This window comes from Anaerobacillus sp. QJM3NY_17, assembly GCF_056173665.1.
The window spans coordinates 3,999,197-4,023,387 of record NZ_CM149685.1 but is presented as its reverse complement, the minus strand read 5'-3'; the positions used below and the strand labels follow the sequence as shown (position 1 = coordinate 4,023,387).

Here is a 24,191-nt window from a genome sequence, read left to right as displayed (position 1 = left end):
CCCCTTCACAAACAAAAAAGCCACAAAGTCCGCCCTAAGCGGACTTTGTGGCTTTGCCTCTATAAATCTCTTTCATTCTCTCTCTATTGCCATCTAACGCGCATACACATGCTGCCCAATCGTCTTAATCACATCACGCGAATAAATCCATTCATCGGACACGCCACTCGGGTTGTAGTAATACGTCGCACCGCCAGATGGATCCCATCCGAAGTACGCATCCTTCGCAGCTCGGTAAGAAGAAGCATCAGGCGTGAGCCAGTACTGGCCATCATTCAAAGCGGTAAACGCATTCTGTTGATAAATCACCCCGTATGTACTCCCTGGAAACGAAGAGGATTGAACGCGATTCAAGATAACAGCGGCGACCGCAACCTTACCTTCATAGAGCTCACCACGAGATTCACCATTTACAACGTGTGCGATCATCTCAAGATTACTCAGCATGTTCAACGTATTCGTACCCGCTACGCCATCTGCGCTAAGTCCAAAATCCGCCTGGAAATTACGAACCGCTTCTTTTGTAACCGATCCATAATAGCCCGTTGGCGTCGTATGGAAGTAATCGAGCTTTTCTAAAATTGACTGCATGTGCTGAACTTCGGATCCTCTTGATCCCGTGTCCATCATTGCTGATGCATTGTCCTCCAAGACGAATAAATAAAAGCATGATGCAAGGACGAGGGAACCAAGGACATGTACAAATTTCATTAGCAAACTCCTCTCCATAAATTAACCTCCATTATAATACAGGTAATTGAGGAAAGATATGGAACGGAATGCCTTCCTTATAGATTGGAAAATAACATCGATAGTCTAGTTTTAACCAAAATAAGGAGTATAGTAGGTTCCTTCTACCTAATCAAACTTCAATTTTCCTCTTCTATAAAAGGATAAATGGTCCACTCCATCTGCTCAAGTTCTCTTAGGAAATAGCATTCCTGACGGTAAGGATGCTATTGGAGAAGGCGTTGAGAAGACTTAAATGTTTTAGTTGGTTAATCAATAAGCAAGACTCAGTAACGTAGCTGAGTCTAGAAAAAAACTATTTCATTCGACAAACAATGCTATAGCTATGCGACAAAAATCTATATATAATCCTCTTAGTGCTATTGAACGGAAGGATGATGAAGGAGCAGGGGGACGTGCTCGTATGGCACCATATATGAGAATGATAGGGGAAAAGAAACGAATGAAAAAGGCACTTGGACTATTATCAACCGCAATCCTCGCAGGAAGCTTGCTTGCTCCTGCTACTTCAGCTGCTACAACCGACACGGAGATTATGAGAATTGAAGGAGCTGACCGCTACGAAACGGCTGTAAAAATCGCTAAAGTAGACTATGAAAAAGGCGATACACCTGAAGTTGTTTTCGCAACAGGTCTCGATTTTCCTGACGCCCTTGCAGGAGCACCGCTTGCTTACGAGATGGATGCACCCATCCTATTAACACAAACCAAATCCATTCCAGCTAAAGTTAAAGAAGCTCTAACTTACTTCGGCGTTAATCACGTCACGATTCTTGGCGGCACGAAGGCAATTTCGAAGGATGTCGAAGCCGAGCTAAAGAAAATGAATATTGATTATGATCGTATCGCAGGAGCGAATCGCTATGACACGGCAGCTAAAATCGCCGCTGAACTTAGCCCATCTCCATTTGATACAGCTTATGTAACGTATGGAGGGAATTATCCTGATGCTTTATCCGTTGCAGCGATTGCAGCGCTTGAAGGCAGTCCGATCCTTTTGACTCAAACAAATTCACTTCCTGTTGAAACGGAGAAGGCACTTAAAAATTACAGTGAATCGATTGCGATTGGCGGACCAGCTGTGATTAGTAACGACGTTTTGAAAAAGCTTCCCACCGGAGAGCGAATTGCAGGTGAAGATCGTTATGATACGTCTGTGGAAGTCGTAGAAGAGCTTTACGGACCAGCGTTTGCGGTAACACTAGCAACAGGAGCAGGCTTTGCCGATGCGTTAACGGGATCGATTTATGCAGCAAACGGTTTTGAGCCGGTAGTGTTAACGAAGAAAAACGGTTTATCGGATCAAGCTAAAGCATTTTTCCGCGAGAGTGAAACAGAATTCTACACGATTCTTGGTGGAAAAAGCGCCATTGGCGTAGGCGTTGAACAAGACATTAATCACTTATTTGATTAAAATCTACGAAAAGCTCAGACCCACGTCTGAGCTTTTTATTTAGTTGAGGAAAAAACTTCCTATTCGACAAAAACAGCCTATAGCGCAACCTTCGTTTCTCCTATATAATCCTCTTAGTGTAAAGAAATGGAAGGGTGATGAAGGAGCAGGGGACATGCTCGTTTTGCTTAAAAAATGAGAATGATAGGGGAAAAGATCCGAATGAAAAAAGTACTTGGACTAGTATCAACCGCACTCCTGGCAGGAAGCCTCATTGGTGGGCCTGTTGCCTCTGCCTCCACCCACGATGCGCTTATGAAAAAAGCGCAGAAAATGACGATGAACGACGGTTATGATGACTGGGAATACATCTCTGAAGTCGAACCAAATAATAGTTACAAAGAAGCAAATCCCTTCATAAATGATGACGTCATGACCGGTAAATTAACCGATCAGGATCAAGATTTCTATAAATTCGAAGTCGAAGCAGACGAGCCGGTCTCCTTATCTTTCGGTGCAGGTACGGATGAAGAAGAGCCAACAATGGAGCTTTGGGTTGATCTATATGATGAGAATCAGGAGAAAATCACACCTGATTACGAAGAAGGCGAATACGGTTACTATGGAGGTATCGAGGAGCTTGAGCCTGGAACCTACTATTTCAGAGTAACGGATTCCGCTAATAAAAATAATAACGTAGACTACTATTTCTCCGCCTTCACGTACTCCAATGATCCAATCGTGATGAGAATCGCAGGGGAAGACCGCTACGAAACAGCAGTTGAAATCGCCAAGACAGGATTTGAAGAAGGCTACACGCGACACGTTGTTCTTGCGACAGGACAAAATTTCCCTGACGCCCTTGCAGGAGCGCCACTTGCTTATCAATATAGCGCGCCAATCCTTCTCACCCGAACGAAAGAGCTACCTGCTTCTGTGAAAGAAGCACTAACCTATTTTGGAACAGAGCACGTCACGATCCTTGGTGGGCAAACAGCTGTTTCAAAAAATGTGGAAAAGTCCCTCACAAAAATGGGCATCACATTCGATCGTATTGAAGGAAAAGATCGCTACGAAACAGCTGCCAAAATTGCGAAAGAAATCGATCCATATTTCAGTGATACAGCGTTTGTCACCTACGGAGGTAACTTCCCAGATGCGTTATCTGTCGCCTCCATTGCAGCTTTTCAAGGAAGTCCGATTTTATTAACAAAAACAAAAGAAATTCCAGCTGTAACAGCAAAAGCATTAAAAAAGTACAATGACACATACGTTATTGGCGGAACGGCCGTTGTCAGCAACACGGTCTTCAACAAGCTCCCACATCCAAAGCGGATCTCAGGAGAAAACCGCTATGATACATCTGTTCAGGTGGCAAAGCAACTCGATACGTCGGGGTATGCAGTTAACCTCGCAACGGGTGAAAACTTCGCAGATGCTCTTTCCGGCTCCGTTCTTGCCGCAAACTTCTACGAGCCTGTTCTCCTAACGAGAAAGGACGAGCTACCTAAGGAAGTTAAAAAACTATTTATGGATAAAGATACATTCTTCTTCACGATCTTCGGTGGGCCGAATGCGATTAGTGAAGATGTAGAGGATGAGATTTGGGAGATGTTTGGAGAATAGGAGAGCATAAACAAAATATAAGTAAAATGAAAGAAGGACAGTGCCCAGGCACTGTCCTTCTTTCATTTTATATCAACTTACTACGCTTAACATAATCTTCGCCCACCCAAACAATGCGATCCAGAGAGGAATACTTAATGAGACGCTCCATACCATTCCTTTAGCAAAATTGCCTTCTTCCTGGTAATGCATATGCTCATCCCCTTTGACTGAAAGTCCATCCGGTTAAGGCAGGGTGACTTTCATCTATCATACATGAAAACGCAATCATAATCTGTCGTTCTACGAAAAAGAATCAGGCGTGTTTTGGTTCATTTTGTTTAAACCCTCTTACTAGAGTATACCCCGTTTAAGCAATTGATATACCGGTTAATAGAATGTAGAGAAGAAGCGCTAAATAAATTTACAGATAATTAACAATCATTCTATGGAAATTACTTGAAAACGGTGGTATAATCGCCAAATAGTTTACTAGAAAACGGAGGATTTGGAATGAAAGGGAAAGAGAATCAAAACCCGATGTGGGATGAATTACAGCAATTTGTGCAGCAGGTTGAGGGAGAAGCGAAGCAGGCAGGCGAGGCGAAGCCTTACATAGACCAGATTCGAGACATCCTATCAAAGAACATGTCACTATCAAAACTAGAAATAGAATAGCAGAAAGAAAGCCTCTTCCATTTCAATAGGAAGAGGCTTTCTTTTACTAATAAGCTAGCTAATTTCGAGATGGTTCTTCAACTTCTGTGTAATCGACTGCTTCTCCTGATCAGATACAATGTAATACCAGAGACCGTCAATCATCTCACCGCTGCCATCAATTTCGAATGTCTCCATGTTATTACGTGCGCCTTTGTAGTTCTTGAAAATATCATTCATTTCTTTAAACGTCATGTTCGTCTTAACGTTGCTGCCGACAGCTTCAAGCAGGTCGGCGATTTTATTAATGCTTCCAACGTTCGCGCCTTTGTCTATAATGGCCTTAATGATTTCACGCTGGCGATCGTTTCGTCCAAGGTCACCTTTCGGATCTTCATAGCGCATGCGAGAGAAAGCGAGGGCTTCGTCTGAATTTAAGCTTACTTCCCCTTTAGGGAAGGTGTAGCCACCGTAGTCGAACGCAAATGGATTGTCTACTGTAACGCCATTCAATGCGGATACCACATCTTCAAATGCTTCCATGTTTACTTTAAAATAATAGTCAATCGGAACGTCGAGGAAATTCTCAACGGTATCCATTGCCATTTCAACGCCCCCATAAGCGTAGGCGTGATTCATTTTCTCAACTGTACCGCGACCGATAATTTCCGTTCGCGTATCGCGTGGGATATTGAACATGATCATTGAATTGACATTTGGGTTTACAGTAATCATGATCATTGTGTCGGAGCGCCCCTGATCATTCTCTCGTTCATCAACACCCATTAAGAGAATTGAGATCGGGTCTTTCTCCTTCGTCTCTACTTTATCCGCTCTTAGTGTAGAGGTTTCACGGCTAATGGGCTCATGCATGTCGCTTGCAGTGACTTTGACGGAGTCATATAAATAATAGGCGTAGCCACCACCTGCTAGTACAAGAACACCAAGAATGACACCGACGATGATAAAGAACTTCTTCATTTTACATTCCAGCTTTCCATAGAGTAGTTGTCTGTTTGAAAGGTTAAAAGTCTATCTTTCATTATAAGTCGAACTATTTTGCAAAGTAAATACCTACCAGAAAATGAACAGCTCGAGATGCACAGAGTCGAAGATTATGGTAACATCATAAAAAGACGTTCTTCAAAAAGAACATGCCGGTTTCTATAAAACAATGAATAGAACATGCTACAGCAAAGAAAGGGGAATGGGGAAATGATTGATATCCACTGTCATATATTACCCGGGATCGATGATGGCGCCCAAGAGTTAAACGATAGTCTTGAAATGGCACGTCAGGCACAATCGCAGGGCATTACCCAAATTGTCGCAAGTCCTCACCATAAGAATGGAAGCTATGATAATAACTTGCAAGATATTCTGACAGAAGTAAATCTACTAAACAAAGAACTAGTGAGGAAAGGAATTGATCTAGCGATTCTTCCTGGTCAGGAAGTTAGAATATACGGAGAGATGGAAGAGGATCTTGATGTGGATCTTCTTACCGTTAACAATTCAGGGGTTTACATGCTAATTGAATTTCCATCAAGCCATTTGCCGCGCTATGCAAACAAGCTTCTGTTTGATCTTCAGCTAAAAGGGATCGTTCCCATTATCGTTCATCCTGAGCGAAACCGTGAGATCATGGAGGATCCATCCAAACTCTATCGTTTAATTAAAGAAGGCTCGCTTAGTCAGGTAACGGCATCCAGCGTAACGGGAAGAATGGGCAAGAAGATAAAAAAATTCTCGCTTGATTTGCTTTCGCATAACCTGGCACACTTCATCGCATCCGATTCCCATAACACAACCACAAGACCATTTGATTTAAGAGATGCCTATGAAACGGTTGAAAAAGAGTTAGGGACTTCTGTACGGTACATGCTTCAAGAGAATCCAGAAGACATGGTTCTAGGAAGAATGATCGACAAAGATATCCCTGAACGCATCAAAAAGAAGAAAGTGCTTGGCCTTTTTTAAGCAAGAAGAAACACGAAAATCCGCTTATTCGAAAAATAAGCGGATTTTCCTATGAAGAAATTTCGTGAAGATATTATAAAGGAAGCGTTTTCTTCGACACTATTCGACACCGTTCTATGTATCTATCTTACTATTTAAGGGATTAATGGTTTTAACGTAAAAAAAACCCTAAATTTTACTGATTTTCTGTGTTATAGTAAAACCTGTAATTCTTTCTGTACTAAAATAAATTACGATTGCGTTGGAGGCACCTTATGGAAGAAACGATTAGTTTAAAGGAAATTTTCGAAGTACTCAAAAAACGTCTTGCACTCATTCTACTTATTACTCTACTCGCTACAGCTACGAGCGGTGTTGTCTCTTATTTCTTTCTTACCCCAATTTATGAAACTTCAACCCAAATTCTAGTAAACCAAAAAGCAGATTCCGAAAATGGATTTGACTATAACCAAATAAAAACAAACGTGGACCTTATTAATACATATAGCGTCATTATTAAAAGTCCAACGATTCTTGACGATGTAAAAGAAGAACTTTCATTAGATATGACAACAAGTGCGCTTAATAACAAAATTTCAGTAAGCAATGCGCAAAACTCTCAAGTTGTTTCATTATCTGTTACAGATCCTGATCCTGCGATTGCGGTTGATATCGCGAATAAAACAGCAAGCGTATTTGAAAAAGAAATTAGCAACATTATGAATGTCGATAACGTTAGCATTCTTTCAAAAGCTGGCTTTGAAGGCACACCTTCTCCAGTGAATCCCAATCCGGTCTTAAACATGGCGATCGCATTCGTCGTTGGATTAATGATTGGTGTTGGACTAGCATTCTTACTTGAATACCTGGATAACACGATTAAATCAGAAGAAGATATCGAGAAAGTACTTGGTGTTCCTGTTCTTGGAACAATCGCTGTCATTGAAGATAAAGAAGCTGGTATCTCGAAGAAAAAAGGTAAAAAGTCAGTAAGGGGTGAAGCACTTGAGTCGTAAAGAGAGAGGTTCCGTTAACGTGAGTAAAGAAAGAAGTCTTCTCACGCACCAAAATCCAAAGTCTCCGATCGCGGAGCAGTATCGTACAATCCGAACGAATATTCAATTTGCTTCTGTTGAAGAAGACATGCGTACGATTATGGTCACTTCTTCTGGTCCAATGGAAGGGAAATCGACAACGATTGCAAACCTTGGCGTTGTCCTTGCACAGCAAGGGAAAAAGGTGCTGATCGCCGATACTGATCTTCGTAAACCAACCGTTCACTATACGTTCCGCGTCATGAACACAAGAGGATTAACAAACGTCCTCACGCGCCAGGCGACGTTAACAGAAGTCACAACAGCAACAGAAGTACCAAATCTTGACGTGCTAACAAGTGGACCTGTGCCACCAAATCCATCTGAGCTTCTAGGTTCTAAAGCAATGGATGCGCTCATCGAAGAGGCGCTTTCGCACTATGACATTATACTCTTCGACTGTCCTCCAGTACTTGCGGTGGCCGATTCTCAAATTCTTGCGAATAAAGTTCAGGGAACTGTGCTAGTGATTAGCAGTGGAACGACAGAACGAGAAGCGGCAGTAAAAGCAAAAGAGCGCCTTGATTCAGCTAAGGGGAAGCTGCTTGGGGTTGTGCTTAACCGTAAGAAGATGAAAGATGGTAGCTATTATTACTATTACGCGCAGAAATAAATAGGAAAATACTTCTTTTTAGAAGTATTTTTTTGGGAGAATAGCGTGACTTAAGATGTGCGCCTTAAGTCACCTTAAGCGTTCATTAAAAGGGGGAGTGGTGAAATGAAGGGGACGGATCAATTGCCAAAGTCGATTCGAAAAGCCATTCGGTATATTAAGCAAGATGCACCAGATCAGAAGCTGCTAGAAATTCAGGGGTTATTGAACAGATCCATTGAAGAGCGAATGACAAAATCAAAAGTGGGGTGCAAGTAAATGACTTATCGAAAGCGGTTATCGTCGTTAATCGTGATAGATTCATTGATTGTAGCTTTTGCGATTTTTATTAGTAGCTTTCTTTTAAATTATAATGATTTTCTTTCGTCAAAACCCATTATCGCAAGCTCGATTGTACTTTTACTTGGTCATCATTTCTTTTCATACTATTACAAACTATACAAACGAGCATGGCAGTATGCGAGTATCGGGGAGCTAGTCGTTATATTCCGAGTCGTGACTTTCTCGATTGCTCTAGCAGCTCTAGCGCAATTCGTTATGCTACAGGATATCTACTTCCGAGCACTTTCGATCACGTGGATGATTCATATGCTACTTATCGGTGGCTCACGCTTCGCCTGGAGAATGTTCCGAGATACGTATATGAATACGAAGAATAAGAAAAAGCGCGTTCTCGTTATTGGTGCTGGATCAGCAGGGCGGATGATTGTCAGGCAGTTAAGACAGAGTGTTGATTCTGACTTGAATCCAATAGGCTTTATCGATGATGACATCCGAAAGCAAAACTTAGAAATCATGGGTGTTCCTGTTCTTGGCTCAACGGATGATATCGAAGAACAAGTAAGAAAACTTGAAATCGATAATATTGTCATCGCTATTCCTTCTCTTTCAAAAGGTGAAATGAAGCGCATCTATGAAGAATGCTCGAAAACAAAAGCGAAGACGCAAATCATTCCAATGATTGAAGACTTAATGACTGGTAAACTGTCGATCAACAGCTTCCGTGATGTAAAAGTAGAAGATTTATTAGGCCGCGAGCCGATTAAATTGGATACAGACAATATCGCAGAAACACTAACAGGAAAAACGGTGCTCGTTACTGGGGCCGGTGGATCGATCGGTTCTGAAATCTGTCGTCAGGTTTCGAAGTTTCATCCAGATCAAGTTGTTCTACTCGGTCACGGTGAAAACAGTATTTATACGATTGAAATGGAACTCCGAAATACATACGGTGATGCCATTACGTTTATTCCGGTCATCGCGGATGTTCAAGATCGTGAACGGATTGGAGAAGTGATGAAGCTTCATCGTCCAAATGTTGTGTATCATGCAGCAGCGCATAAACACGTACCTTTAATGGAAGCAAACCCGCATGAATCGGTGAAAAATAACGTCATCGGAACGAAAAATGTTTCGGAAGCCGCAAGCGATGCGGATGTTGATACGTTCGTAATGGTTTCAACAGATAAAGCCGTTAACCCAACAAGCGTTATGGGCGCAACAAAGCGTCTTGCGGAAATGGTCGTTCAGCAGATGGACAAGATCAGCGCAACAAGATTCGTGGCCGTTCGCTTTGGTAACGTCCTTGGAAGCCGTGGTAGCGTTATTCCACTCTTTAAGAAGCAGATTCAAGCAGGTGGACCGGTTACAGTGACCCATCCGGATATGGTTCGTTACTTTATGACGATTCCGGAAGCATCGAGACTTGTGATTCAAGCTGGTGCCATGGCACGAGGCGGAGAGATTTTTGTGCTTGATATGGGTGAACCGGTTAAAATTGTTGATCTTGCGGAAAACCTTATTAAACTGTCCGGTTACTCAGTAGATGAAATTGGAATTAAGTTTGCGGGCGTACGACCTGGTGAGAAGCTGTATGAAGAGCTTCTTGGGAAAGATGAGGTTCATGACGAGCAGATTTATCCGAAGATTTATGTTGGGAAGTCGATTAATGCGGATTTGAGCGTTGTGATGGATTTTGTTGGTCGGTTTGAGGATATGGATAAACAAGGAGTTCGTGGGATGGTGTTGGATATTGCTCATAATAAAGTTAACCACACTAATGAACTTTCTTATGCTAAGTAAATCTTCGGCCATCTTTTAGAATTAAAGGTTCCCCACTCCCTTTCATCATATATTTTATAACTTAGGGTGTTGGATAAAAGATGACTGCCAACACCTCACTATCAATAAATAGAAATACTAATCATACATAAGCGAGGTAATTGATTTGACATATTTAGTAGTTGTTGCACACCCAGATGATGAGGTTTTAGGAGCAGGAGCAACAATATATAAACTGGCACAAGAGGGACATTCCGTAAATGTATGTATTCTATCAGGGGAAGTTAATGCAAGGAATTTTCGTCCGTCAACGGATGAGTTGAACGAGGATGTTAATAGTTCTATGGCGATGTTAGGTGTTGATAACGTTATTGTTGGAGACTTTCCTAATATTGAATTAAACATGGTGCCTCATATTAAACTTGTTCAATTTCTAGAAAAGGCAATTATAGATTCTGGTGCAGATACAATCATTACTCACCATCCTGCAGACTTAAATAATGATCATTTACATACTTCATTAGCCTGTCAGGCAGCGGTTAGATTATTTCAACGCCGATCAGATGTAAAACCGTTGAGAGAACTTCTCTTTATGGAAGTTCCTTCATCAACAGAATGGGGACTTAACAAATCGATGAACCAATTCTCTCCTAATACCTTTATTGAGGTTGGTGAAGAGAGTGTCGACAAGAAATTAGAGGCCCTTAGGCAATACCGTGGAGTAATGAGAGATTACCCTCATCCTAGAAGTCATGAAGCTATTAAAGGTCTTGCTGCTTATCGAGGTGGTCAAGCTGGTATGAATTATGCTGAGGCTTTTGAAAGTGTAATTAGACGCGGATTCTAATAAAAAGAGAGAGAGGGGAATGATCTTGAAAAAGAAAATTGCATTTGCTACTTGTGTTCAACTAGGACTAAGTTGTATTGAAGAGATCTATCGAATCGGTGGAAATTTAGATCTTCTTATTACACTTAAAGATGAAAAAGCGAAAAACAAGTCTGGAAGAGTCTATTTAGATGATATTGCTCAAAAACAAAATACGCCTTTGTTAAAAATTAATAATATTAATGATCAAGAAGTGATCAATACTTTAAAAGAGTATGAAATTGATTGGCTGTTTATTATCGGGTGGTCACAGATAGCTAAAAAAGAAATACTTGAAACTCCTACATATGGATGTATTGGAATGCATCCCACGTTATTACCGGTTGGTAGAGGAAGAGCAGCTATTCCGTGGGCCATTATTAAGGGATTAGATCAAACGGGTGTTACTATGTTTAAACTTGATGAAGGCGTTGATACGGGCAAAATTATTGCTCAAGGAGTAATTGACCTAAACAATAATACGACAGCAACAGACTTATACAAAGAAGTTGACGAAATGCACGTTTCCCTCATCTCACGTTATTGGAATGGAATTGTTAATAATTCTATAACACTCGAAAAACAGAACGAAGCGGAAGCCACAGAATGGCCAGGAAGAAAACCTGAAGATGGAGAAATTACTTCTAATATGACCATAGATGAAGCTGATAAATTGGTAAGAGCAGTCACTCATCCTTATCCAGGAGCGTTTTATAGGGTTGATGGAAAAACGCTCAGAGTATGGTCAGCTGAAAAAAGTGCAACTGAAAGTGAAATCAAACTTAATGATGGTTATTTAAAACCTGTTAAGTATGAGATTGAGGGATAGTATGCGGAATCTGAGTATACAAAAACTAATTAAGAGGGTATTTGATATTACGCTTTCTCTAGTCGTTCTAGTACCTTTTCTACCACTCTGGCTCATTATTGCTCTATTAATAAAAACAACTTCATCTGGACCAGTAATGTTTTTACAAGAGAGACCTGGCAAGCATAAAGATATCTTTAAAGTATATAAGTTTAGGACGATGAAGCCTGGATCAGACAAAATGGTTAAGGGTCAAGAAGTTCTGAAAGATGATGACCGTATAACATCGATTGGTAAGTTCCTACGAAGAAGTAAGCTAGATGAAATTCCTCAAGTATTGAATGTATTAAAGGGAGAAATGAGTCTGGTTGGGCCACGACCCGAAAGAATTGCTTCTCTTGAAGATTATACAGATGAAATTGCTAAAAGACTTAATATGAGACCGGGGATGACTGGGTTAGCACAGGTTAGTGGGAATATTCATCTTTCTTTGGACGAGCGGTATTGGTTAGATGTTTATTATGTGGAGCACTTTAGCTTATGGCTAGATGTGAAAATCATACTAAGAACTATTGGTGTAGTATTACTAGGAGAAGATAGATACGTTAATAATTCTCTAGTTAAAGTTAGTAAAGAAAGAGATGAAGTAGCTGCTACTGACGAGGAGAATGATTCAAAATGATAAATATACTTGTCACAGGTTCTAAAAGTTTTGTGGGTACTTCATTCCGAAGATGGATTTCTCAATATCCTCAAAACTATTCTGTTGATACAGTTAGCTTGCGAGGCAATGAGTGGAGAAATAAATCTTTCGAAGGTTATGATATCGTTCTTCATACTGTAGGAATAGCACATGTAGATGCTAAGCCAGAAATGGAACAACTCTATTATAAAATAAACCGTGATTTAACTATTGAAGTTGCAAAAAAAGCAAAAAACGAAGGTGTTAAACAGTTTATATTTATGAGTAGTATCATTGTGTATGGTGACAGTAGTCATATAAACAAAACAAGAATAATTGATGAAACTACAGTGCCGATTCCCGCTAATTTCTATGGAAATAGTAAACTTCAAGCTGAAGAGGGAATTAAACCTCTAGAAAGTGATGATTTTAAAATTGCTATTTTAAGACCACCTATGATTTATGGTAAAGGGTCTAAAGGTAATTATCCAAAGTTGTCTAAAATGGCTCAATTATTACCTTTGTTCCCTGATATCCGTAATCAAAGAAGTATGCTTCATATAGATAATCTTTGTGAATTTATTCGTCTTATGATAGTTAATGCGGAAAGAGGAATATTCTTTCCTCAGAATAAACATTATGTGAATACGAGTGAGATGGTCAAAATGATTGCTGAAGCACATAATAGAAATGTTAAATTAACTAAAATATTTAACCCTTTTTTAGGTATTGTAGGTCGAAGAATAGGGGTTGTTAATAAAGTATTTGGTAATTTGGTTTATGACAAAAGTTTAAGTGATTATAAAGAGAATTATAGAATTAGAGATTTGCGAGAGTCCATAATAGCTACAGAAAGTGAGGACTATCAATGAGTTCATTAGAATTTCAAGGAAAGACAGAAGATTTAGTTTCAATTATAATGCCAGCTTACAACTGTGAGAATTTTATTGGCCTCACACTCGAATCTGTTATATCTCAATCATATAATAACTGGGAAGTAATTGTTGTAGATGATTGCTCAACTGATAATACAGCTGAGGTAGTTAAGGATTATATAGAAAAAGAATCTAGGATTAAGTACCATAAACAAAGTGAGAATTCTGGGGCAGCATTAGCTCGTAATTCAGCTATAGATATAGCGAAAGGTAGATATATTGCCTTTCTAGATAGCGACGACATATGGGTTCCCAAAAAGCTGGAAAAGCAAATTAAATTCATGAAGGAAAATGGATTTAATTTCACTTGCACAAGCTACACAAAAATAGATGAAAATGGAAATTCATTAAATGAATTTAGGAAAGCTAAAAAAAGAAGAGATTATAATGGGGTATTATATGCTTGTCCAGGAAACTCGACTGTAATATATGACAGTGCAAACTTGGGGAAATTCAAGATCCCCAATATAAAAAAAAGGAACGACTATGTTATGTGGTTACAAATTCTAAAAAAAGAAAAATATCTACATGGAATAGATGAACACTTAGGAAGTCAACGAATTTTAGATGGCTCTATTTCAAGTAATAAATTTAGCCTTATAAAATATCATTGGAGAGTTTATAGGGAAATAGAAAATTTACCTTTTCTAAAGTCAATAAATTTAGTTTGTTACTGGTGTGTTATCTCCGCTTTGAAATTAAGGTGATATTCTTTACTTGAAAGTTTGTAGGTTTAATTATTATTACGAGTCTTTAATTAAATATATATAAAAGAATGTGTTAAAAAGATGATTAATAAAAACTATAAAATCTATATGCAAAAAAAGTAGAATAATAGATGGAATTAATAAAGATGTGAGGGATTGAATTTGGAAACTCCTGGGCTTGGAACGAATAATAAAATTAATCTCATTTCAATCTCCTGGTCAATCTTTGTAATGGGGTCATATATAGGGTTTGTTTATACAGATGTTTATAATCCATTTGTGATTTTTTCTTTCCTAGTATTTGCACTTTGTGGAGTGCTATTGTTTTTCGCAAAGGCTTCCTTTGATTACTTTATTATTTTTTTTGTTGGTTATCATACGATATCGGGAGTAGCTTATCAAAATATTTACGATTCAATATCTTTGATAATATACAGTGTAATTATACTGTTTATGTATCTATTGATAAAGCGCTTGGGTAGGAAATCAATAAATTACCTTTCATATATTTTAATGATTATTAACTTTATTAATTTTATTATTATAAATTTTTCTCCAGTTACAAAAACAAGAGTTAAGTATATATATAGTTTTGCTATTGAAATTAATTCTGTTGATTTTCTGAAATTTAGTATAACAGCTTTAGTTGCCTTACTTTCGTTTATATTTGCTTGGTACATTAAGTCAGATAAACTAATATTAAAAATATTTAAGTATGTAACTATAATAACAAGTCTATATATAATATTTTTTAATGGAAAGTTAAGTATATTAGGATCATTTTTTATTGTTGTTATTGTTTCAACTTTACTTTTCAAATTTATTAAAAACAACATAATCCAAAATATTACAATAGCAGCTATTCTCGGTATATCGTTTAGTTCATCATTGTTTATTAAACCTATCATAGCTTTATCTGAAAAATATGGTGTTAACTATAAATTAATTCTAAGTGGTAGAGAAGAGTTATGGGTTGAGTATATGAATTTCTTTAGTAGTTCTTCATTAATTCATAAATTATTCGGTACAATTTATATAAGAAATATTAACAATATTGGTGGTTATCAACAAATACATCCCCACAATCAGTATTTATCAATATTAATGAGTACTGGACTCATAGGATTATCCATGTATTTTATACTTTTTTTTATTGCATATAAAAAAAGTATTCTACTAAATGATAAAAAAGGGTTTATGTTAATTCTAACGCTTAATCTTTATGGTATCACGGATGATTATATCTTCTTGACGGTAGCTTGTATAAATGCATTCTTTGTTGTTTACTATTACAGCATCCCCAAATATTTAAGCATTACTACTTGAATAGAAGAATTAACATTCAAGTTAAAGAAATCTGAGGAGGTGAGCTAATGAATGAAATGAACTTTGAAGATGTTCAAAAATTGTTTATTAATATTGAGGCAAATAATGACGTTTATAAATTAAAATCCCAAGAAATTACATACTGGAAATTAATAAGAAAGGAATTATTTGAGTATATTATTTATGAGAAAGGATTTTCCCATCCTGCCCATCCAATGACAAAAATGGATAAAATAAATAGACTAACATTATTAATCAAATATAGTTCGTTAAATTTGTTGAAAAAGAAAAACATAAAAAAAAGAGATTACTTAATATTAACTCATGGTAGAAAAAGCAAGTGTTCTGGGAGTTATGTTGATATCTATTTGTACGATATTTTAGAAAAATTAAAGAAAGAAAAAGAGAGTTATTTAATCGTAGATAGACCAGATCACTATGGAAAACATTTTGGATGCTTTGAAACCAATCAAATATATTATGAGAGATTTGGACATTTAAAGAGAAGTGGATTATCACATATCCTTCCGAAACAAATTGATTTAAAAGAGACTAGAGAACAACTTAAACATATTGAGAATGAAATAGAAAAGCATCTTAAAGTAAGAGTGAATTTGATTAAACTTGTGGAGCAAAAATTAATAAGGTTTAATAGTGATAAAAAATATTACGACAAACTATTAGACAAGGTGGCACCAAAAGAGATTTATCTCGTAGTATCCTATGGAAAGGAGGAGCTTATTGCTTCAGCAAGAGAGAGAGGAATAATAGTCAAGGAAGTTCAGCATGGGGTCATAAGCAACTATCATATGGGTTATTATTTTCCTCATAAATATGATATTCCTTATTTCCCAGATGAATTAATTACTTTCGGTGAGTATTGGGCGAATAGCGTAGATTTTCCTCGGAATAGTATTCAAACGGTAAATCAGTTTAAATGTTTAAAACCAAAATACGATAATACTTTTGAGGAAAAAATGAAAAGCGATGCTGTGCTCTTTATTTCTCAAGGAAATATAGGTGCTCAGTTATCCAAGGTAGCAGCGACTTTCTTAGAAAATAACAAAGGTGTTACAATTTATTATAAAATGCATCCCAATGAGTTTAACAACTGGAAAGAGAGATACAAAGAATTAGCTGAATGTGAAAACATCTCGCAACTTAAGGTTATAACAACTGAGAATACTATATATGAACTCTTTAAAATATGTAGGTATGTTATTGGAGTAAATAGTACAGCTATTTATGAATCTCTATTATTTAATTGTGCGACTTTTGTGGTAGATATAGAAGGATACCAATATATGAACTACTTAATCGAAAAAAATTATATTAAGTTAGTTTCGAAGAACTTTACTTTTAGAGAATTGAAAAATAACAAATTGAATTTATTGCCAGACAAACAGTATTTTTATAAATAGCTTTGAACTGTTAATAAAATCACGTTCAATTTAATTAAATTATTGGAGGATTAATTATGTTAAGTAATAAAACAATTTTAGTAACTGGTGGTACAGGATCATTTGGTAAAAAATTTATAAAAAAAGTCTTAGAACAAGATATAAAAAAAGTTATTGTTTTTAGTAGAGATGAATTAAAACAATTTGAAATGGCACAAGAGTTTACAGATCCAAGAGTTAGATTTTTCATTGGCGATGTTCGTGATAAGGATAGATTATATCGGGCTTTTGATGGAGTTGATATTGTAATCCATGCGGCTGCTTTAAAGCATGTTGGAGCGTGTGAATATAATCCTTTTGAAGCTGTAAAGACTAATATTCATGGAGCACAAAATATAATTGAAGCAGCAATTGATCGAGGGGTTCAAAAAGTTATTGCCCTTAGTACTGATAAAGCAGCCAGTCCTGTGAATTTGTATGGCGCAACCAAATTAGCATCAGACAAATTATTTGTAGCGGCTAATTCATATGCTGGTGACAAAGAGACAAGGTTTGCAGTAGTACGTTATGGTAATGTTGTTGGTAGTCGAGGAAGTGTTGTTCCATTTTTCAATCAAATCAAACATTCTGGTGAAATACCTATTACTGATGAACGTATGACACGTTTTTGGATCACCTTAGAAAAGGGAGTTCAATTTGTAATCGATAACCTTGAACGCATGAAGGGCGGAGAAATTTTCGTACCTAAGATTCCAAGTATGAAAGTTACTGATTTAGCACAAGCAATCGCACCAGAATGTAATGTTAAAATTGTAGGTATTCGACCAGGTGAAAAACTTCACGAAGCGATGATAACTGAAGATGATGCTCGTAGAACACTGGAATATGAAAAATACTATGTTATTCAACCTGAATTTCCATGGTGGCGTGAAGAGTACTCAAATGGTGGAAAATCATTAGAAGAAGGATTTAGTTACATTAGTAATGTTAATGATCAATGGTTAACTGTAGATGAGCTAAAGAGTTTAGTGAAGGAGTAAATAAATTCAACACTAAATGGAAGGGTGTTTAACTTGGGAAATAATGTTGAAAGTCAGAAGTATTTACCGTATGGACGTCAATGGATTGATGAAGATGATATACAAGCCGTAGTAAATGTACTAAAAGGGGAATACTTAACAACAGGTCCATCTGTAAATGCTTTTGAGGAGCAGTTCGCCAATTATGTTGGAGCTGAATTTGCAGTATCGTTTTCTAACGGTACTGCAGCACTTCATGGGGCTTGTTTTGCTGCTGGTATTAGTAAAGACGATGAAGTAATTACTACACCAATGACATTTGCAGCAAGTGCTAATTGTGTATTATACCAAGGGGGAAAACCCGTTTTTGCTGATATTGATGATAAGACTTATAATATTGATTTCAGAAGGGTTGAAGAACTTATTACTCATAAAACAAAAGCAATCATTCCCGTTCACTTCACAGGTCAACCTGTTGCGCTAGAGGAAATAAGGGCAATAGCCAAAAAGCATAATCTCGTGGTAATTGAAGATGCTGCCCATGCAGTAGGCGCTACCTATAAGGAGAAAAAAATAGGATCGATAAGTGATATGACCATGTTTAGCTTGCATCCTGTTAAACACATTACCAGTGGAGAGGGTGGAGTAATCACCACAAATAGTAGAGAATATTACGAAAAATTAATACAATTCAGATCTCATGGTATTACTCGTGATAAAGAGAAGATAAAGGAAGATCAAGGGCCATGGTATTATGAAATGCAATTTTTAGGCTATAACTATAGGTTAACGGATATTCAAGCAGCATTAGGAGCTAGTCAGTTAAAGAAAATTGATCGATTTGTAGAACTAAGAAGAAAGTATGCTGCGATGTATAACAAAGCCTTTGGTGAAGTTCCTCAAATCACCCTGCCATACCAAGCTGAAGAAGGAAATTCAAGTTGGCACATCTATATTATTCGTTTAAAATCGGACCAATTAACTGTAGATAGAAAAGTAATTTTTGAAAGATTGCTCAAGGAAAATATCGGTGTTAACGTTCATTATATACCAGTTCATTTACTTTCATACTACCAAGAGTTAGGTTATGAAAAGGGGATTTGTCCTAATGCAGAAAAGTTATATGAGGAAATAATAACAATTCCTCTATTCCCATCAATGAGTGAAAAAGATGTGAAGTATGTTATAAGTAGGATTAAGAAAGTCATTTCCAAACACTCGAAAAATACTCAGTCTACGTTAACAAACTAATTTAACTATAGTAACTTTTGAGTTTTTAGTTCAATTTGAAAATATCATTATTATTGTTTTGAAACAAAGATTAATTGTGATAGGAAGTAGGGGGAAGATATGAAAGTTGGGGTAATTATACAGGCTAGAATGGGATCAACAAGACTTCCAGGTAAGGTGATGAAAAATCTTCAAGGGAAAACTGTTTTGTCCCATGTCATAGAAAGGGTGAAACTAGCACAATTAGTAGAAGAAGTTGTAGTAGCAACTACAGTAAATGAGATTGACAATGTTATTGAAGCAGAAGCAATTGAATGTGGTGTTAAAATCTTTAGAGGTAGTGAAGATGACGTTCTCAGCCGATACTATCATGCATCTAAAAATAATGGTTTTGATGTTATTGTTAGAATAACATCAGATTGTCCCGTAATAGATCCGAATATAATTGATGAAATGATTAAAACTTATCTAAATCAAGAAGTAGAACTAGTCACAAATGCAGGATCGGAAAATAATAATAGAACTTTTCCTCGTGGATTAGATACAGAAATTTTTTCTTTCGCTGTATTAAAAAATGCTTATGTTAATGCATCCCAAAATTATCAGAGAGAACACGTTACTCCCTACATATATGAACAAAGTAATAATAAACTTTTTTATAAGAATGAAATCGATTATTCAAAGTATCGACTCACATTGGATACTCAAGAGGACTTCGATTTAATGAATGAAATATATTTAAGACTATATAATAAAAAGCATGCTTTTTATCTTGATGATATTATTAAACTATTAATTCGAGAACCACACCTCTTCAAAATGAACTCACATATAGAACAAAAGAAACTTAATACTACACAGGGTTTGAAAGAATGAGAGTGCTAATATTTACTGAGGGTGGTAATGAATTAGGATTAGGACATGTTACTAGATGTAGTTCCCTATATGATGAGTTATTTTTTCGGAACATTAAGGTTGAATTTATTATCAATGGAGATATAGGAAATATAGAGCTTGTGAAAAAGCGAAACAGCAGAATAATAAATTGGTTATCTGCTGAGTTCTTGAATCAATATATTGAAAAAAATGATTATTGTATTGTAGATTCTTATTTGGCGAGTGAAGAAATTTATAGAGTAATTTCGAAGTGTGCAAAAAAGAGCGTTTTTATTGATGATAACGGGAGGGTTAAATATCCGGAAGGTATTGTAGTTAATCCATCACTTATTTCTGATGTTATTAATTATCCTAGTAGTAAATTTAATCGTTATTTACTTGGGGCAGATTATATTATTTTAAGAGATCCTTTTATCAAAGTTAAAAGGGACTCAATAAACTCTAAAGTAAAGGATGTTCTATTAACGATGGGAGGATCTGATGTACATAATCTCACTCCATCAATCTTAAATCAATTTAGTAGTGAATATTCATGGTTGAATATACATGTAGTAATTGGGGATGGATTTAATAATATTGATGAAATCAAGAAAAACACTGCCAAAAATATTTTTTATCATTATAGTGTTACAGGCGAAGAAATGAAGAAAATTATGTTGGAGTGTGATATCGCTGTAACAGCAGCGGGACAAACTATTTATGAGCTAATAGCGACTCAGACACCATTCATTCCAATAAAATTAGTTGATAATCAAGAGAACAATGTTGCAGGATTGAAAAAATGGGATTTAGTTCGAAATGTCCTTGAATTTAAAGATGAGAACTTATTGGAGAATATAGCGTTTGAATTTGAAGAATTAATGGACATGAATATTAGAAATGATTTAATTAACAAATACAAAAAAACTATTGATGGGTTAGGTAGTGAAAGAATTATTGAAATATTAACCTCAACAAACGAAATCGATGATAAATATTCTCTAAGAAAAGTAAAAGAAGAAGACAGTTATGATGTTTTTAAGCTTTCTAATGAAGATTACGTTAGAAAGTTTTCGATTAATAGTAGTAAAATCAATTGGGAAGAGCATGTAAGATGGTTTGATGATGTTAAAAATTCAAATGAACATGTTTTTTATGTAATAACTGACCATATGAACACATTTTTAGGACAATTAAGATATAAAATGCAAGGTGATTCAGCAATTGTAAGCATTAGCTTATGTAAATCATTGAAGGGAAAAGGATTAAGTTATATATTTCTAAATCAAAGTTTAAAATGCATTAAAAATGAAAGAGAAGATTTGAATACTATTGTAGCTTATGTGTCAGAAAGTAATATCTCATCAAAAAAACTCTTTGAGAATTCGAATTTTAAACTATGTGAAAATGAGGACGGACTATTAAAGTATATCTATCCACTACAATGAAGGGGGAAATTAAGTGAATATTGGGAATTTCGACACTTCCAAAAGTGTTTTAATAATTGCTGAGATGTCTGCTAATCATGGTCATGACATTGAAATTGCAAAAAGAACTATAAAAGCAGCAAAAGAAGCCGGAGCGGATGCAATTAAATTACAAACGTATACAGCTGATACTATAACTATTAACTGCAACAATGAGTATTTCAAAATAGACCAAGGTACAATTTGGGATGGGAAGATCTTATATGATCTATATAAAGAAGCCTATACTCCGTGGGAGTGGCATGAAGAGTTAATAAATTATGCAGAAAAACTTGATTTAATTTGTTTCTCAAGCCCGTTCGATAAGACAGCCGTTGACTTTTTAGAAGATCTAAATGTACCAGCTTATAAGGTTGCGTCATTTGAAATAACGGATATTCCATTAATAGAATACATTGCTTCAAAAGGTAAACCTATTATTATTTCCACTGGAATTGCTTCGCTTGGTGAAATAGATGATGCTGTAAGTGCTTGTAAAAGAGTTGGTAACGAGCAAATCACTTTATTGAAGTGTACTTCCGCATATCCAGCAAAGATCGAAGATGCGAACTTAAATACAATGAAGAATTTAAAGAAAACATTTAACGTTGAAGTAGGTTTATCTGATCATACTTTGGGGAGCACTGTTCCGATAGTTTCTGTTGCTTTAGGAGCAAGAATTATAGAAAAACATTTCATATTAGATAAAGACATCGGTGGACCAGATGCTAGTTTTTCGATGGATAAAAAAGAATTTAAAATTCTTGTTGAATCAGTAAGAGATGCAGAAAAATCATTAGGAAACGTAGATTATGAGCTTTCTGAAAAAAAACGTAAAAGTAGAGAACTTTCTCGTTCTTTATTTGTTGTAAAAGAAGTTAAAGAAGGTGATTTTTTCACTGAACAGAATGTTAGATCAATTAGGCCGGGTTATGGATTAAAACCCAAACATTTAGGGGCTGTTATTGGTAAAAAAGCAAGGCATGATATATCTAAAGGAACCCCAGTTACTTGGGATCTCGTAAAGTAAGAAATTAAAAAATATTGCTCTGATGTTAATTCTAAAACCCTAAGAGAGGGTAAATAAGCATTTGGGAAGTGAAGTAGAGTATTTATGTTGAAGAAACTCCAAAACAATATATTTCTAAGAAATTCAGTGTTGTATACAATTGGAAGTATGTTAACTCCTATAGTGGGGTTGCTCATGCTCCCTATATATACAGATTATTTATCACCAGCGGAGTATGGAATAATGACCACTATTCAAACACTTGTTGGTCTCCTGCAACTGGTTTTATTGCTCTCTCTACATTCAGCTGTTGCACGTTTTTTTTATGATTTCTTAGATAATCAGGATAAACAAAAAGAGTATTTAGGGACTATATTTGTTTTTGTTTTAATTTTTTCTACTGCCTTAGCAATTCTCCTATTAATATTTAGTAATCCAATTGGCTTATTACTATTTAAGAATATTTCTGTAAATCCATATTATTACTATTTAATCGGATTATCTTGGGTCTCTGCTTTACTGGCATTACCACTTGCCCTTTTAAGAGCAGAAGAAAAAGCTGGATATTTTGTTTTGATTAATGTACTTAAAACATTATTTATTATGGGTATAACTACTTATTTAATAATAGTTAGAGGATTAGGAGCAGAAAGCGCATTAATTTCCCAATTGATAATAACTTTTTTACTGGTTTTAACTACATTTATCATCCAGTTTAGGTCCTATAAAATCTCATTAAATTGGCTATATGTAAAACAAAGTCTATTTTTTAGTTTGCCTTTATTACCACACGTTGCAAGTGGATGGATTATTAGTTCATCTGACAGGATTATCCTGGAAAAATATGTCGATATATCTGATATAGGTATCTATGCTTTAGCAGCACAAGTTTCAATGGTATTATCATTATTCTTTACTAGTATAAACAATGCTTTAATACCCAGGTATACTAGGTTAAGGAAGGAGGGGTATGAAAAAAAAGCAAATAAGCTACTTCATATATTTTCCTTTGTCGTTCTGGTTTTCGGGATAGCATCCATACCAACTGCTATCTATGCAATTAAATTTTTCACTGCAAATCAATATCATGGAGCAATTACACTCATACCATTTTTACTTATAGGTCAAATAGTGAAAGGCTTTTACTTTATACCAGTAGCAAAGCTCTTTTACTCTAAAAAAACAAGAGCTATTGCAACTAGTAGTACATTCGCGGCTACACTAAATATTATTATTAATATACTAGCTATTCCTTTGATTGGGTTATATGGTGCGGTCCTTTCCACAATTATTGCTGAATTAGTTAGGTTTCTATTTATTCTTAGAGCTAGTTATAAGATAAGTTATAAATAATAAATATTACGATAAAACGCACCTTTCTTAATAACTGGATTAAGTGTGGCACCTTTTTGTGAGAGTATAAAGCATGTAAAGTAAAATTTCATTAATCTGAATCATGGAGATAGTTTTCGTGATTCATAGTTAAAGAGTGTTTAGAATAGTGCCATTGATTTGTGACGCTGTTAGTGTTATCTAGCCTTATCTTTCAAGGGAACGAATTATTAATTATATGATCAGAGGAGAAGTATGATGTAGTTGAAGTTGTTTCATTAGGAAGTTCTTAAAAGTTTAATATACTTGCATATAGATTATAGAGAGAGATTAATAAATGAATGGTTTTTTAGTCAAACATTTTAATCAAAAAATCATCATTCATTCTATGGATTAATTAATTA

General features: G+C 36.0%; 23 protein-coding genes. 21 read left to right on the top strand and 2 right to left on the bottom strand.

Annotated features, from left to right (window positions below):
• Positions 1 to 93: 93 nt before the first annotated feature.
• Complete coding sequence (locus tag AC0VYV_RS20550) at positions 94 to 711, bottom strand: cell wall hydrolase (RefSeq protein WP_475374221.1); 618 nt, start codon at positions 709 to 711, stop codon at positions 94 to 96.
• A gap of 442 nt (positions 712 to 1,153) precedes the next feature.
• On the opposite strand from AC0VYV_RS20550, the gene AC0VYV_RS20545 reads away from it, so the two are divergent.
• The 3 genes from AC0VYV_RS20545 to AC0VYV_RS20535 all read left to right on the top strand — a co-directional run bounded on the left by AC0VYV_RS20545 (position 1,154) and on the right by AC0VYV_RS20535 (position 4,426).
• On the top strand, positions 1,154 to 2,164 hold the full coding sequence (locus tag AC0VYV_RS20545) for a cell wall-binding repeat-containing protein (RefSeq protein ID WP_475374220.1): 1,011 nt from the start codon (positions 1,154 to 1,156) through the stop codon (positions 2,162 to 2,164).
• 201 nt (positions 2,165 to 2,365) lie between these two features.
• Entirely contained in the window at positions 2,366 to 3,769 is a 1,404-nt protein-coding gene (locus AC0VYV_RS20540; protein WP_475374219.1) for a cell wall-binding repeat-containing protein, read from the top strand.
• 492 nt (positions 3,770 to 4,261) lie between these two features.
• The gene (locus tag AC0VYV_RS20535; RefSeq protein WP_194218498.1) at positions 4,262 to 4,426 is read left to right on the top strand and encodes a hypothetical protein; all 165 of its coding nucleotides are present in this window, start codon (positions 4,262 to 4,264) and stop codon (positions 4,424 to 4,426) included.
• A 54-nt stretch (positions 4,427 to 4,480) separates the two neighbouring features.
• Here AC0VYV_RS20535 and AC0VYV_RS20530 read toward each other — a convergent pair whose 3' ends face one another.
• On the bottom strand, positions 4,481 to 5,386 hold the full coding sequence (locus tag AC0VYV_RS20530) for an LCP family glycopolymer transferase (protein WP_475374218.1): 906 nt from the start codon (positions 5,384 to 5,386) through the stop codon (positions 4,481 to 4,483).
• A 234-nt stretch (positions 5,387 to 5,620) separates the two neighbouring features.
• Between AC0VYV_RS20530 and AC0VYV_RS20525 the strand changes: the two genes are divergently transcribed.
• The 18 genes from AC0VYV_RS20525 (at position 5,621) to AC0VYV_RS20440 (ending at position 23,808) form a co-directional block, all read left to right on the top strand.
• Complete coding sequence (locus AC0VYV_RS20525) at positions 5,621 to 6,385, top strand: tyrosine-protein phosphatase (protein WP_475374217.1); 765 nt, start codon at positions 5,621 to 5,623, stop codon at positions 6,383 to 6,385.
• Positions 6,386 to 6,639: 254 nt separating this feature from the next.
• Positions 6,640 to 7,380 carry a YveK family protein gene (locus AC0VYV_RS20520; protein WP_475374216.1) on the top strand — a complete coding sequence of 247 codons (741 nt, stop codon included), beginning with the start codon at positions 6,640 to 6,642 and terminating at the stop codon, positions 7,378 to 7,380.
• Positions 7,370 to 8,071, top strand: coding sequence for a CpsD/CapB family tyrosine-protein kinase (locus AC0VYV_RS20515; protein ID WP_475374215.1), 702 nt, complete (start codon positions 7,370 to 7,372; stop codon positions 8,069 to 8,071). The genes AC0VYV_RS20520 and AC0VYV_RS20515 overlap by 11 nt, the downstream gene beginning before the upstream one ends.
• A 105-nt stretch (positions 8,072 to 8,176) precedes the next feature.
• A complete protein-coding gene (locus tag AC0VYV_RS20510; RefSeq protein WP_159785920.1) occupies positions 8,177 to 8,329 on the top strand; it encodes a hypothetical protein in 153 nt (50 codons plus the stop codon).
• Positions 8,330 to 10,153, top strand: a complete 1,824-nt coding sequence (locus AC0VYV_RS20505) for a polysaccharide biosynthesis protein (protein WP_475374214.1) — start codon at positions 8,330 to 8,332, stop codon at positions 10,151 to 10,153.
• Between the two features lie 145 nt (positions 10,154 to 10,298).
• Positions 10,299 to 10,979: a PIG-L deacetylase family protein gene (locus AC0VYV_RS20500; RefSeq protein WP_475374213.1), complete on the top strand. Its 681-nt coding sequence runs from the start codon at positions 10,299 to 10,301 to the stop codon at positions 10,977 to 10,979.
• 19 nt (positions 10,980 to 10,998) lie between these two features.
• Entirely contained in the window at positions 10,999 to 11,826 is an 828-nt protein-coding gene (locus tag AC0VYV_RS20495) for a formyltransferase family protein (RefSeq protein ID WP_475374212.1), read from the top strand.
• Position 11,827: 1 nt separating this feature from the next.
• Positions 11,828 to 12,487 (top strand): sugar transferase, encoded by a 660-nt coding sequence (locus AC0VYV_RS20490; protein ID WP_475374211.1) that lies wholly within the window; start codon positions 11,828 to 11,830, stop codon positions 12,485 to 12,487.
• The gene (locus AC0VYV_RS20485; RefSeq protein ID WP_475374210.1) at positions 12,484 to 13,359 is read left to right on the top strand and encodes an NAD-dependent epimerase/dehydratase family protein; all 876 of its coding nucleotides are present in this window, start codon (positions 12,484 to 12,486) and stop codon (positions 13,357 to 13,359) included. The genes AC0VYV_RS20490 and AC0VYV_RS20485 overlap by 4 nt, the downstream gene beginning before the upstream one ends.
• On the top strand, positions 13,356 to 14,129 hold the full coding sequence (locus tag AC0VYV_RS20480) for a glycosyltransferase family 2 protein (protein WP_475374209.1): 774 nt from the start codon (positions 13,356 to 13,358) through the stop codon (positions 14,127 to 14,129). Before AC0VYV_RS20485 ends, AC0VYV_RS20480 begins: the two co-directional genes overlap by 4 nt.
• Before the next feature lie 156 nt (positions 14,130 to 14,285).
• Entirely contained in the window at positions 14,286 to 15,455 is a 1,170-nt protein-coding gene (locus AC0VYV_RS20475; protein ID WP_475374208.1) for an O-antigen ligase family protein, read from the top strand.
• 47 nt (positions 15,456 to 15,502) lie between these two features.
• A complete protein-coding gene (locus AC0VYV_RS20470; RefSeq protein WP_475374207.1) occupies positions 15,503 to 16,876 on the top strand; it encodes a hypothetical protein in 1,374 nt (457 codons plus the stop codon).
• Between the two features lie 56 nt (positions 16,877 to 16,932).
• Complete coding sequence (pseB, locus tag AC0VYV_RS20465; protein WP_475374206.1) at positions 16,933 to 17,895, top strand: UDP-N-acetylglucosamine 4,6-dehydratase (inverting); 963 nt, start codon at positions 16,933 to 16,935, stop codon at positions 17,893 to 17,895.
• A gap of 33 nt (positions 17,896 to 17,928) precedes the next feature.
• The gene (gene pseC, locus AC0VYV_RS20460; protein ID WP_475374205.1) at positions 17,929 to 19,125 is read left to right on the top strand and encodes a UDP-4-amino-4,6-dideoxy-N-acetyl-beta-L-altrosamine transaminase; all 1,197 of its coding nucleotides are present in this window, start codon (positions 17,929 to 17,931) and stop codon (positions 19,123 to 19,125) included.
• Between the two features lie 99 nt (positions 19,126 to 19,224).
• Complete coding sequence (locus tag AC0VYV_RS20455) at positions 19,225 to 19,980, top strand: cytidylyltransferase domain-containing protein (protein ID WP_475374204.1); 756 nt, start codon at positions 19,225 to 19,227, stop codon at positions 19,978 to 19,980.
• Positions 19,977 to 21,428, top strand: coding sequence for a UDP-2,4-diacetamido-2,4,6-trideoxy-beta-L-altropyranose hydrolase (gene pseG / locus AC0VYV_RS20450; protein ID WP_475374203.1), 1,452 nt, complete (start codon positions 19,977 to 19,979; stop codon positions 21,426 to 21,428). Before AC0VYV_RS20455 ends, pseG begins: the two co-directional genes overlap by 4 nt.
• 13 nt (positions 21,429 to 21,441) lie before the next feature.
• Positions 21,442 to 22,476, top strand: coding sequence for a pseudaminic acid synthase (gene pseI / locus AC0VYV_RS20445; protein WP_475374202.1), 1,035 nt, complete (start codon positions 21,442 to 21,444; stop codon positions 22,474 to 22,476).
• A gap of 84 nt (positions 22,477 to 22,560) precedes the next feature.
• Positions 22,561 to 23,808, top strand: coding sequence for a lipopolysaccharide biosynthesis protein (locus AC0VYV_RS20440; protein WP_475374201.1), 1,248 nt, complete (start codon positions 22,561 to 22,563; stop codon positions 23,806 to 23,808).
• Positions 23,809 to 24,191: the final 383 nt, after the last annotated feature.